Annotated in this window: 9 protein-coding genes; 5 read left to right on the top strand and 4 right to left on the bottom strand. The window is 60.8% G+C overall.

Features of this window, described 5'->3' with window-relative positions:
• The first annotated feature begins 144 nt into the window (after window positions 1-144).
• Entirely contained in the window at window positions 145-1,743 is a 1,599-nt protein-coding gene (locus EO141_RS19045; protein ID WP_127169964.1) for a MobA/MobL family protein, read from the top strand.
• Window positions 1,744-1,788: 45 nt separating this feature from the next.
• On the opposite strand, the gene EO141_RS21900 is transcribed toward EO141_RS19045, so the two are convergent.
• The 3 genes from EO141_RS21900 to EO141_RS19030 all read right to left on the bottom strand — a co-directional run bounded on the left by EO141_RS21900 (window position 1,789) and on the right by EO141_RS19030 (window position 6,365).
• Window positions 1,789-2,157 (bottom strand): hypothetical protein, encoded by a 369-nt coding sequence (locus EO141_RS21900; protein ID WP_127169963.1) that lies wholly within the window; start codon window positions 2,155-2,157, stop codon window positions 1,789-1,791.
• A 199-nt stretch (window positions 2,158-2,356) separates the two neighbouring features.
• Window positions 2,357-3,154: an NYN domain-containing protein gene (locus EO141_RS19035; RefSeq protein WP_127169962.1), complete on the bottom strand. Its 798-nt coding sequence runs from the start codon at window positions 3,152-3,154 to the stop codon at window positions 2,357-2,359.
• Window positions 3,155-3,263: 109 nt separating this feature from the next.
• On the bottom strand, window positions 3,264-6,365 hold the full coding sequence (locus EO141_RS19030) for a DEAD/DEAH box helicase (protein ID WP_206514827.1): 3,102 nt from the start codon (window positions 6,363-6,365) through the stop codon (window positions 3,264-3,266).
• A 1,031-nt stretch (window positions 6,366-7,396) separates the two neighbouring features.
• On the opposite strand from EO141_RS19030, the gene EO141_RS19025 reads away from it, so the two are divergent.
• From EO141_RS19025 to EO141_RS19010, 4 genes are all read left to right on the top strand, one after another.
• On the top strand, window positions 7,397-7,906 hold the full coding sequence (locus EO141_RS19025) for a ferritin-like domain-containing protein (RefSeq protein ID WP_104582833.1): 510 nt from the start codon (window positions 7,397-7,399) through the stop codon (window positions 7,904-7,906).
• 164 nt (window positions 7,907-8,070) lie between these two features.
• A complete protein-coding gene (locus tag EO141_RS19020) occupies window positions 8,071-8,247 on the top strand; it encodes a DUF3606 domain-containing protein (RefSeq protein ID WP_104582953.1) in 177 nt (58 codons plus the stop codon).
• A 13-nt stretch (window positions 8,248-8,260) separates the two neighbouring features.
• Complete coding sequence (gene ligD / locus EO141_RS19015; protein WP_127169961.1) at window positions 8,261-10,852, top strand: DNA ligase D; 2,592 nt, start codon at window positions 8,261-8,263, stop codon at window positions 10,850-10,852.
• Between the two features lie 39 nt (window positions 10,853-10,891).
• Window positions 10,892-11,701 carry an OBAP family protein gene (locus tag EO141_RS19010; RefSeq protein ID WP_127169960.1) on the top strand — a complete coding sequence of 270 codons (810 nt, stop codon included), beginning with the start codon at window positions 10,892-10,894 and terminating at the stop codon, window positions 11,699-11,701.
• A 237-nt stretch (window positions 11,702-11,938) separates the two neighbouring features.
• Here the strand turns inward: EO141_RS19010 and EO141_RS21450 are convergent, their stop codons facing one another.
• Window positions 11,939-12,577, bottom strand: a complete 639-nt coding sequence (locus tag EO141_RS21450) for a DUF6766 family protein (RefSeq protein WP_164739322.1) — start codon at window positions 12,575-12,577, stop codon at window positions 11,939-11,941.
• Window positions 12,578-12,761 lie beyond the last annotated feature (184 nt).

Below are 12,761 nucleotides of genomic sequence, written 5' to 3'. Positions count from 1 at the left end.
TAAAAGAAAGAAGCAAGAGCGCACTGATGCAATGTCTGCGACATAGCGCGCGCCAGGTGCTACGCCCCCGGACCCCCAAGCGCGAAGCGCTTGCGCAAATCAAAAGCCGCGGCATAAAGGGAGCAACCTCATCTGGAGCTCTGCATGGCCATCTACCACTCTCGCGTCAAAGTTTTTAGTCGTTCCCGCAGCGATTCCGCTGTCGCCGCTGCCGCTTATCGCGGTGGGCTGCTTCTCATCGATCACATCACCGGCCAGCGCCACGACTACCGCCGCCGCGGTGGAGTGGTCGCGTCCGAGTGTCTGGCCCCCGAGGATGCCCCGGCATGGGCACTCGTCCCCGCAGAGCTCTGGCCGAAAGCCGAGGCGGCGGAGAACCGCAAGAACTCGGTGGTGGCCCGCGAGTTCGAGGTCGCCTTGCCCCATGAGCTCAACGACGAGCAGCGGTCCGCGCTCGCCATGGCCATCGGCCAAGCCCTGGTCGCCCGCTACGGGTTTGCTGTGCAAGCCAGCATCCACTCCCCGGGCTCACGGGATGGGCTGAACCACCACGTGCATCTGCTGGCCACCACGCGCAGGTTGACCAGCGATGGTTTTGCAGAAAAAACGAGGGAGTTGGACGGCGGAGCGTCGGGGAAGATTGAGATCGAGTGGGTCCGCCAAACCATGGCTTCGACCATCAACGCGCATTTGGCAGCCGCGGGAATCGATGCCCGGGTCGACCATCGCCGCCTGGAGGTCCAAGCCGAGGAAGCTCTGGCTCGCGGTAACTGGGCCGAAGCCATGGTGCTGTCCCGGCAGCCCACGAAACACATGGGCAAAGCGGCCTCCGCCCTCGAACGCCGGGGCGTGCTTACAGAGCTGGGCGCCGAGAACGCGCGCATCGTTCGAGAAAACGAAGAGGCCTTCGAACGGTTGCTCGCGCAAGCCGAGCAGGAGGGCAGGGCAATTCCAAATTCTATTGGCCATAGCCACGACCAAGCGCAGCGTGACCGTCGACGCCGGGCTGGCTCCAGAAACGATCTCCCGACTTCTTTGCCTGGATTGGAAATCCACGGGCTTCGAGGCATGCGCCTGTCCGAAGCACTTGGTTGGTCTGCAGAAGAGAGGGAACCTCGACCAATGCGCTCCATCGGTGAGTTGGTCATGGAAGCGGCTCGTGACCTGGCAGAGATCCTCTCGACTCGGTCCGACCTGATGCTGGTGGCAACTCAGCGACTGTTGCGGACGGCGCAAACGGCGACGTTTGTCGACAACGTCGACCTTCGCCGAGGGCTTGATGGGTTGGTCGAACGACTGGGCCGCCTCAAGCGCAGCGTGGTGAAGTTCGCCCAACGAACCAGCGCCTTGGGGCGTGCCGAGAAGCTCTTCCACCTAGCTGAGCAGGCATGGGAGCAGTTCAACGGCGACCATCCTCGGCCCGATGGCGAGTGGTCCTCTCAAGAATGGGAAACGCGACGAGGACGGCGGTTGGCCGTGCTGGAAAAACGAACAGCCGAACTGGCGACAGCCCGGGCAGCGGTCTCCGAGCAGCGGTGGAACGACGACGAGAATGAAATCGAGGCCCGCGCCGCTCAGGTGGAGCAGTGGAGCGAGGCGATGCTTGCCAGTCCAGAGTTCGATTCCGTTCCTCGCTCTGTTGCGCCGATCAACGCTGCCCCAGCAGTGCCCACGCTCTCCCCGATGCCAGCGCTAGCGCCGATGCCAGTGCCGCAACCAACACGCCGGCGGCCGCGGCCCTGATGGATATCGAAAGCCCCGCAGATGCGGGGCTTTCTTCCTTGTGCCCTAGCGGCAGGCGCGAGGGCGAGGACGCAGGTCTATGCGTTCAATCCCAATGGGCTCTTTAGGGCGGGGGACGCTGTCTTTGTTCTTCTTCTTGCGGGCCTCTCGCCACTCCTCGATTGACGCGGGCATGGTCGGCACGACGCTGCGATCCACGGCCGCTCGTTTGACGAGGATGGGTTGAGAAGGTGCCATGGCTGACGCCTGGGTTTGACTGGCCGGTCCTGGCCCGCCGAGCCTCAGCAACTCGGCAGCCAAGTCGAGCGCGTATTGGATGTCCTCTACTTCGTTAGGGGGAAGGCGCGTGGTGCGCTGCTGAAGGAGGTGGCCAAGGAGGCGGCTAGCGACTTGGATTTGCGTTTGGTGGTGCATGGGTGCTCCTGTGTTGGGTAAGCACTCATCCAAGCAGCTAGTCGCTCTTACGCAAGAGCTCGCTTAGAGCCCTGCTTCACAAATTTGAATACGCGAAGAAATTCGATTGCAGGTATGCCATTTGAATAATAGGGGCGTTTCCAACTGGGTTGGTGTCCCCGATTTTTCGTTTGTGGAGGCACAAGGTCCGCTGAGGCGTTCACGCCGTATCGGCGGGCTCTGGCTTGTGCGCGATGCTAACCGACCAATCGCCCGTCTCCTCCCGCTGCGTTGTCAGCAGGTCGTAGGTCTTCACCATGTTGAGCAAGCCGGAGTGGCCGTGGACATTGGGTGAGAAGGATGGATCGGTTCGTTTGAGGTATTGGCCCAGCGCCGACAGTCCTACCTTGCCCTCGGAGGTGTCACCCGTCAGCAGGGTCACGGCTTCTACCAAGAACCGCGGGCGGCGCTTGGGTAGTGGCTTGGCTTCTACGCGGGGCGCTTCCTCTTTCGTTGCCTCCGATTTCAGGACAGGAAGTCCATTGCCCTGGACTTCGGGTGCCGCCACCTCCTTGGCCGTCCGGTCCCATTCGAAGAACTGGTCGCAGGCATTGCGCAGGGCGTCCGGGGTCTTGGGCTCGCCCACGATGAAGACCGTAGCGCCGCGCTCCCGGAGCTTGCGGCAGAGGTAGGAGAAGTCCGAGTCGCTGGTCACCAGGCAGAACGTGTCGGCCCGGCTATCGAAAAGTGCTTCCAAGGCATCTAGCGCCAGGGCGATGTCAGCCGTGTTCTTGCCGGAGGCGTATTGGTATTGAAGGCACGGGGTGAATGCTTGGCGGACCAGGACCTCCTGCCATTTATTGGCGAGGATGTTGTGGTTACCGTAGCCACGCCGCAGCACGACCCGACCGAACTGGGCCACCATGAGCAACGCGTGCTCCACGATGTCGGTTGGCACATTGTCGCAGTCGACTAATACAGCCACGCGAGCTTCATGCGGAAGTAGTGGGTTGCTCATCTTTGCGCGTTCCCCTTAAAAAATAATCCGTGCGTCCATACTGGTTTGCTCATCGGGCGCGTGGAGCGGGGCACCAACGTCCACGAAGACCAAGCCTCAAGCGCTTCGCTCAGCAAAGTTTTAGATCTAACGCACTGAATTTCCCGGCGCCAGACCATAGTGAGCGATTCCCAATCACGTAAACGGCTTCCTTGGCTCGGGTGACTGCGACGTTGAGCAGATTCGGCGTCGAACCGGCCCATTGCCGGGCACCATTTTGGCCAGGATCCGGGGCCCCCAGAACGATGATGACGACCTCCGCCTCTCTGCCTTGGACGGTATGGACGGTGCCAATCCGCTCTGATGGCCACTTGGAGGCATTGTCCACCCAGCCTTGCAAGACGCCGTCCTGCTTCACCATCTCTCGAAGGCCATCTTGAACGGCGACAAAGGGCGTGACGACGTAGAGGTCAGGGAGAATCGCGTTGTTTCGCAACGTCTTAAGCAGTAGCAGAAGCTGCTGACCCTCATCAGGCGAGAACTTGTCCCGCGCACTTCCAATCACATCTATCCAATGGGAGGCGCCCAAGACATCTCGAATGTTTGATCCCTTGGGAGGCTTTGCCTGGACCATCAGCCCGCCATAAGCAATCGTGTTGGAAATGTCGAACATCGGCGACGCACAGCGACGGTGGACGAGGAGGGGGGATCCCACCGTTCGGAATCCGCCGGCCGTATCGAACGTGGCGCAATAGTCGCCAGCCTCGTCGGCCAAGGTTTGGACCGACGCATTCGGGGCGCCGAATTTGTCTGGGTCAGCATCGAACTCGCGAAGGACGGCGGCAGTCAGCACGTCAGGAAGCGGAACAACTGGCTCGACTTGCTGCGGATCGCCGACGACCACTGCTCGCTGACATCGAAGCAGGGCACCTACGACTGCTTGCGGCGTCGCTTGCCCTGCTTCATCCACCAGCAGCCAGCCAAAGGTTTCCTGGGGAAGACGTCCCAACATTCGCTCGACGGAAGCAAACGTTGTTGAAATGACCGGCACGACCAGGAACAAGCTGCTCCATAGATGTCCGCTCAAGTGCTGTCGGTCTGGTGAAATGTTGAAGTTTCCTCCGACCAAGGCGTTGATGTTATGGAGAAGGGGCTTTGCTGCTGCGTCGATGAAGGCCCGATGCACTTCCATGGCTGCTTCGAAGACCTCCATTCGAAGCTTCTGTAGCTCACTGTCCAGCCAGGGCACGGCCAGCTGCTTCTGCTCGTGTGGCAGTGAAAGGAAATGATCGTCCAGCACGTGAGCTCCAGCGCCGATCTGCACCTCGTGGCACTGCTGCTCCGTCGCTTCGCGTTTCTTACGGGCCTTTTCGAGTTCCTGTGAAGCAATCACTGCTTGCTGCCCAGCTGCCCGCGCCAAACCATCTGCCTTGGATTGGGCTTCTACAGCGACGCCCTTCGCCGTCTTTGCGATGTCAGCCTGATGTTTGAGAGGCCCATGCGTGACCTCCCAAGATTTGGCGGACTGGGCACCAAAAAGACGCCTTAGACTGAAAAAACTAGGTCGCTTTTGCGCATGATCGGACAGCGCCGTCTCACACAGCTGTAGCGCCAAAGTTGCGGTCTGTGTATCTCGAACCAAGGCAGCAAGCAGCGACTGTGCCTGGTTTGCATGACTGGATGCCTCCAGATGTTGTTGGCGTTTTTCCTTCTCGTCTTCCCGCAGCTTGGGCAGTTGGATCAAGGCGCGTCGCAAGCTTTCCAGCTGAGACAACCGCGTGGAGCACGCACTGGAGAGTTGCTTGAAACGCTTTCGAGCATGCTCCCAGCGGTCTTGGGCCTCCTTTGGAGTAGATGGCGCACTGCAAAGTTCGGCCAGGCCCTCGGGAGACCCGTCTTCACGCGGTGCGATGCCGCTGACCTGTTTGAGGTAGCGTTCAAGGGAGCGTGGCGAGTCTCCCCAAAATTTCTTTCGGAATACGGAACGATTGGATGCATTGCCGAGGACTGCTGTCATCAACCCCCATGCCTCCCGGTCCAGTAGATCAGACGCCAATGGCGCGAAATAGCGTAGAGGGGAATCGCCGGGGATCGCTTGCAGCGATGGCATTTCTGCACTGACGTTCTCGACGGCCTTGTTGTTCGAGCTGGCAACGATCATCTCGAATCCCCGCAAGCTGTCATCCAGCGAGTGAAGCTCCTGCGTCTCTCCCTTGGCTCTCTTTGTCCAACTCACTTTAAAAGCTTGGGTTGGGTCGGTGAACGCACACATGGCTGTGGCCCGGCGAGTCAGCAGATCCGCCACGATGTCCCGCAGTAGGGTGCTCTTCCCCGTCCCAGGCGGGCCATTGACACCCAAAATCCCGGAGCTACCCGACAAACGCCCGGCTGAGTTGACGGCAGCCTGCTGCAACAGGGCAGGGGTATGCGATGCGAGGGTGGGCCATCGACCGAGCGGCACACCCGCTGGAGCCAACGAACCTTCCAGGGCGGCATCGTCTCTCAACAAGTCCCGTCGTGCTGCTGGCTTCTGGCTGCCAAGATAGAGACACAACGCCTTTGGGAGTTCGCCCTTGTTGGCGATCTCTCGTGCCTTGGCCAAGTCGCGCAGGTAAAAGCTATTGAGAAGAAGAGGATCTGGAACAATCCGCAACGTGTAGTAGAGGTAATGAGCGACTGCGAATGTCGGACCGCTAACTTGGTGTCCGGATAACCCAAGGGTGTCTACCAGCCAGGAGGAGGCGCGTTGGAGCGCTTCCCACGTCAGTGGAACTGGAGTCTCTGTTGATGAAACGCCCAACTGCTTGGTGAGGCCTTCGATCAGCCGCGGTTCTTGTTGGGTCCAGGCAGCCAGGTCCTTGAGCGATCCTCCCAGGGCGACAGGCAAGCCCCATCCGAACGCGGACAGCGAGACGGGTGTCTCTCCAGCAAGTATTCCTCCCTTGTCCACAAGCAACGAGGCAAGAACAATGTCACCTTTAACGCTCGGGCGTTCAAGACGGGAGTCTTTGAAGCGGTCGATCAATGCAGCAAAAGCGGGCGCGGCAGGAATGGTCGCCAAAACGATATGGAAATAGATTTTTTGCTTGGGTCGTGAGCTCGCAGGGCCTCTGTCCCAAGGCAGGTGGCCATTGCTGATGGAAACGATGGCGCGGTCCCCCTTCGCCAGGTCGCTAGGGCGGTCATACGTTTGCGGTGACAGCACTTCCAACGCAGACCATGCAGCGAGCACATCATTAGGGCGATTGGCATGAGTTTTTGGGAGGTGTGACAAGTCAGGTGGAGACCAGGGCCGCTCCCGGTCTCCAGTGGCAACTTCAGCCTGCGATGGTGGCGCAGGACGTTCTTGCCCAGCTACCGGGCTCAAGCGAGCCAAGGTCTGCATGACCTCGATCTCAAGCTCCTTGGCTCGGGCCGTTCTTCTAAATCCCAGTTCGGTAGCTATGGCCAGGAGGACCTGGGGGGCATCCTGGGAGGTTGAAAACAGCTCCTCGAGCTGATCGATGGAACTGGAAAGATGGGGGCGGCTCATCCTTGACTCGGTAGTGATATGGCTACGTCAGTTTACGCAGGCAGTCAGCGTTAGCGTCGATCTACTGCAACAGCAAGCGAGCGCTAGCAATCGGTCCGATGTGGAGGCTATGATCGAGGAAACATTGAAAGGAAACCTGCCACGCAGGCTTTCTGCAACGGTGAGAAGGGCTTAGGTCGGAGGTGATCCGATCCCACTCTCTCCGCCATCGACTCTTAAATCACTGATTTGAAGTTAAGATCCTGATGGGGTCGATTGGGATGCAGGAAGCATGCAGAGAAAGCGCTCGCATGTGCATTCCTCATCTTCGGAGTGTCCCGTAATCGTGTCGACGTCCTCCCGGGTAGCCCGAGCATGCTTGAGCTTGGTGGCCAGCATGTCGTAAAGCATGGAACCGAGCCCATGGACAAAACGCGATGCGCGAGGGCGAGCACGTAGCAGACGGGACCAGAATAGTTGGCATGTTGGTCGAGGGCGACCTCCCGTTCCGGCTTGATGTATGGGCCGGAGAAATCGATCCAGAGCCTGGGTCATGCGGGTAGGGGAAAAGGCGAAGTACCTGCCTGATGCCGGCTTGATGACGTGCAGCGCGCAATCTCGGAACTTCACGCTGCTACGTCCGTAACCGACGCTTCGTTGCGAGGATTCGCTCCGCCGTCACTTCAACATCGCTTTTCCTCAATGTTTGGCTGGATAGGGTGCAGTTTCCCTGATCTAACGAGGATATCCTCATGGCCGAACCCAGAGAAAACCTGCTTGATTGGCTCCGCGATGCCCATGCGATGGAGCAGCAGGCCGAAACCATGTTGAGGGGCCAGGCGTCCCGCATTGAGCACTACCCCGTCTTGAAGGCGCGGATTGAAGAGCACATCCAGGAAACGATCGGCCAGCGAGAGCTGCTCGAGGGGTGTATCAAGCGTTTGGGCGGTTCTCCCTCCACGATCAAGGACGTGATGGGCAAGATGGCAGCGCTTGGCCAGGCGGTGGGTGGGATGACCGCATCGGACGAAATCGTGAAAGGCGCGATGGCCGGCTATGTCTTTGAACATTTCGAAATCGCGTCCTACACCGCGCTGATCGCTGCGGCCAAGACCGCCGGCGACCCGGAAACGGCACGGGTGTGCGAGCAGATTCTGGTTCAGGAGGAAGCAATGGCCGACTGGCTCGCGACCCACCTGCCGGAACTCACCGAAGAGTTCCTGGTGCGCGATGCAACGCCGGGCGTCGAGGCAAAGAAGTAACCATTGGATCCCCATCGGCGCCCTGGCGGCCGTTCCGCCGGGGCGCTGCTCTGCGCCACATTCCAGGTTCTGCGATAGGCATGGGTGCCGAACTTTCAGAGAGCGAGCACCGTAATAGGCAGCACCGGCACGATGGCAGATCGCTACACATCGAGGAGGTCACCATGACCGATGACAAGAATAACGCGGGTAGTCCGGATCGCGATCGCATCAACGTCAATGAAGACTACGAGCTGCAGTATTGGACCAAGGCCCTGGGCGTCAGCGCCGAGGAGCTTCGGGCGGCGGTCAAGGCTGTCGGCCCCACCGCGGCGGCCGTGCGTAGGCACCTGGGCAAGTAACCGGGAGTAGGGCATGTCCCTCACCGAATACCGCCGCAAGCGGAGCTTCGACAAGACCAGGGAACCCGAACCGGGAAAGGTGTTGCCATCAGGGCAACGGGCGATTTTCGTGGTGCAACTTCACCATGCCAGCCGCCGTCATTACGACTTCCGGCTCCAGGTCGGTGATGCACTCAAGAGCTGGGCCGTTCCCAAAGGGCCCAGCTACGACCCGAAGGTCAAGCGCATGGCGGTGGAGGTCGAAGACCACCCCGTGGACTATGCCGCCTTTGAAGGCGAGATTCCGAAGGGGCAATACGGTGGCGGCCACGTCGCCCAGTTTGACCATGGGGTGTGGGCTACGTCGGGCGACCCGGAGGCCCAACTCGCCAAGGGACATCTGCGTTTCGAGCTCTTCGGCACCAAGCTCAAGGGCGGCTGGCACCTGGTTCGGTCAGGGAAGCCGGCCAAGCAGCCGCAATGGCTTCTCTTCAAAGAGGACGATGCCTTTGCCGGCGACGTGGAAGCGGATGATCTCTTGGGCGACGTCGCCTCGCCGCCTGCTGAAGATCTGAAGCGGGCAGGGGCTGGCAAGGCCGATAAGAAAAAGCTCACAGCCGTGGCCCTGCCAAAGAAGGGCCGTCGCAAGGATTGGTCGAAGAAGGCCGCCGCGTTGACCGAGGCCAAAAAAGCCGAGCCGCCAGAGGGTCCCTTCGAACCGCAGCTGGCCAAGCTCGGCGATGCCCCACCCCAGGGCGACCACTGGGTGCATGAGATCAAGTGGGATGGCTACCGCATTCTGGCCACCATTGCCGACGGGGAGGTGCGCCTTTGGTCCCGCAATGCCTTGGAATGGACCGAAAAGCTTCCCGAAATCCGGGATGCCGTCGCTGCCCTCGGGCTGACGTCAGGGGCGCTGGACGGTGAGCTCATCGCCGGCAACGGCACCAAAGAGGACTTCAACCTCCTCCAGGCCACCCTGTCCGGGGAACGGCAAGGCACGTTGGCGTATGTCTTGTTCGATTTGCTCCACATCGACGGGGTGGATATTGCCGATGCGCCCCTGCTGGAGCGCAAGCAACTGCTGCAGGAGTTGTTGAAGGGCAGCCCGGGGCACCTGGCCTTCAGCTCCCACATCGAGGGCGATGGGGCATCGGCCTACCGGCTGGCTGGCGAGCGCCACTTTGAAGGCATCATCTCAAAGCGTGCAGACCGCGCCTATCACGCAGGCCGGGGCGAGGACTGGAAGAAGACCAAGCAGCTGGCCAGCGACGAGTTTGCCGTCGTGGGTTACACGGCGCCCAAGGGCAGCCGCACGGGGTTCGGGTCGTTGCTCCTGGCCAAGCCCGACCCCAAGCACGGCTGGCTTTACGTTGGGCGGGTGGGTTCGGGCTTTTCCGAGGCGCTGATCAACGAGGTGGGCCAACTGGTTGGCCAAGCCGGCGGAAAGACGCCTAGTGCTCATGTTCCCACCAAGGACACCGACCTTCGCTCGGCCACGTGGTTTGAGCCGAGGTTTGTGGTGGAGGTGTTTTATCGCGGCATCGGCGGGCAGCAACTGCTGCGCCAGGCCTCGCTCAAGGCGGTCAGGCGAGACAAGGATGTGGCCGATTTGGCGGACTCCGACAGGGCTGCCGCAGTCGATGAGCCCGTCGACGCCTCCAAGCTCAAAAGCCTTGGCAAGCAGCTCAAGAGCGATTCAAAGAACGGCAATGCTGCAAAGCACAGCACGGCCCCGACAGGAACCCAAGGCCGCACGCCCCCTCGGCTGTCCAGTCCGACCAAGGTGATCTTTCCTGACATCAAGGCCACCAAGCAGGACGTATGGGATTACTACACCGCCGTGATCGACCACGTGTTGCCCGAGGTTATCGGCCGCCCCTTGTCGATCATCCGGTGCCCCAGCGGGACCGCCAAACCGTGCTTCTTCCAGAAGCACCACACCGCCGGCCTGGAGCTCGTGGATGCGGTACGGCTGAAAGAAGACAGCGGGATCAACGCCCACTACCTGGTGGTCAGGGACGCCGCAAGCCTGCTTGAGCTGGTGCAGTTCAATGCGCTGGAGTTCCACCCGTGGGGCAGCCACGCGGAAGCGCCTGACCGGGCCGACCGCGTCGTCTTTGACCTGGATCCCGGCCCTGACGTGCCCTTTTCCGAAGTCAAAAAGGCAGCCGTAGATATCCGCAAGCTGCTCGAACAGCTGGAACTGGCGTCGTTCCTGCGGGTGTCAGGAGGGAAGGGGTTGCACGTGGTGGTGCCGTTGAACCCGGGATGCGATTGGGACCTGACCAAGCGCTTTGCCAAGGGGTTTGCCGACGCGTTGACACAATCGGAGCCGACCCGTTTTTTGGCCACGTCAACCAAGAGCCTTCGCAACAAACGCATTTTTGTGGACTACCTGCGTAACGGCCGCGGGGCGACAGCGGTCGCGTCGTATTCCCTGCGCGGCCGCCCTGGCGCCCCGGTGGCCATGCCCATCGCCTGGAGCGAGCTTGCCAAGCTGACCCGTGCGGACGCGTTCACCATGAAGGACGTGCCGGCGAAGTTGGCCAGACGCAAGAAAGATCCTTGGGCGGACATCAACACGATCCAGCAAAACCTGGCCCGGTGGGCGCAAGACGCCTGACCTGGCCGCCTGCCTCGATACTGATTTGGGAGAGAACCGATGCGTCAATCCATCCTATCCGCTGCGGCAGCCGTCGCCCTAACCGCGTGCGGGGGCGGAAACACCGAGTCCAGTGTTCAAGCGCCCGGAGCGGAGGAAACGGCCAAGACGAAGGCCCTGGAAACAGGTGCGGCAGTGATGCAGGATCGGCCGCCGATCGATGCCGTCAACGCCTACCTGGACGGCTTTCATTTCTACAATGGTCAGATAAAGGCGCAGATGGAGGCGCATCACTACTGCTCAATCCTCAATGAGGATGTCATCCAGTGCACCATCTACGATGGCAATGTGAAAGACGCCAAGCTCATGGGCGTGGAGTACATCATCAGCGAGAAGCTGTTCGCGGGCCTGCCTGAGCAGGAAAAGGCGCTCTGGCATAGCCACGTCCAGGAGGTGACATCGGGGCAGCTGGTCGCGCCAGGGATCCCGGAGATGGCCGAGCATGAACTCATGGAAAAGCTCATCCGCACGTACGGGAAAACCTGGCACACCTGGCACACCGACTTGGACAAGGACCTTCCGCGAGGCATGCCGCAGCTGATGATGGGCTTCACTGCCGATGGTCAAGCAAACCCGGAGATGGTGGCCACTCGCGATGCGCGGCTTGGCGTCAGTAGCGAGGACAAGCGAAAGCGTCGCGCCGATATCCCCGTGCCGAACATAGATCCGGGGGCAGACGCCTGGCAACAGGGGACGGTGATCCAAATCCAGGACCCAAGCAGTGGACACGCGCACGGAGCCGAGAGCCGGGATAAGCAGCCCTCCAATCGGAAGGAGAACGCGACGTCCAATGGTTCGACCCACCGGTAGCTGTGGAGGCCTGGGCGGGCGTGGTCGGCCACACCCGGCGCACGCTCCGCTCGCATGGTGCTTGCAGTCTGTTGATAGGGGCCGCTGGGTGACGCGGGTCCAAGCCCGGACCATCGTGCATGAAGCGGATCTCGTAAACGCGGCTCTTCTGCGCGTTTTATCTACCCCTGCTGGCCCCGGCAAAGTGACAAGACAGGGACATGTGGATGATCAGCAAAGCGGGACGGCCTGACTCCCTCAATCGCCCGTCTGGCTGTGCGGGGCGGCCAGTGGTTTTGACTGAGGCGAGTCCTTCTGGCGTAGGAAGATGGTCAAGATGACCAATGAAAGCACAGCCAAAAATTCGCTTTGCCAGTTCTGGAAGGACTCGAACCAGAAGCTGCTGCTCCAGAGGTGTTCCCAGCACGTGGGGGCGGGCTGTCCAAGCGCCACCTGCTCATCCACTTCCGCACGCCAGCTGCCTGCCAGGTGCAAGGAGAAGCTCATGAGGAACAGGGCCCCGAAGGCAATTGCCAGGGAATGACCATACAAGGTCTTCCAGATCCCACCTTTGCGAACGGCCCAAGGCGTCGTTCCAGCCTCGATGCGCTGTTTTTCCTGAGCTTCGTCCAAGGGGCGTGATTCAGCCGAGCCCTTCTGGCGGAGGCTGACGGTCAGCAGGACATACATGCCCATCTGAAGAAACTCGCTTTCCCAGTTCTCGAAGGTGGCGCTGACGAAGTGCCCGCTGTGCAGGTAGTTCCACAGATCCAATGTTGCACGGTGTGTATCAGCGAGTTCTTGATTGTGTGCCAGGAAGCCGGTCCACACCTGGCCTGCAAAGAAGCAGAGAAGCAAGAAGAGGAGCACGATCGATAAGCCATTTCGTTTCCACATGCCCATACGCCCTAGAGGTAAAGCGAGCGATCCTACGTTAGTCCCGCCAGCGCAGGAATTCGTGAAGGAGCGGCATCGCGTGCCGCCCCTCAACGGGCACGCCGGGATCTGGGAACCCTGCCGCGTTGATCAGGTCGGTGAGCATGGCGGGCTTGGGCAGGAGCGCCCATCGGTGGCGGCCGGG

It is taken from the genome of Xanthomonas sp. BRIP62415 (assembly GCF_003993515.1).
Classification (GTDB): Bacteria; Pseudomonadota; Gammaproteobacteria; order Xanthomonadales; family Xanthomonadaceae; genus Xanthomonas; species Xanthomonas euroxanthea.
Note: the sequence above shows the minus strand (reverse complement) of the source record. Positions and strands in the feature narration are given on the sequence as shown.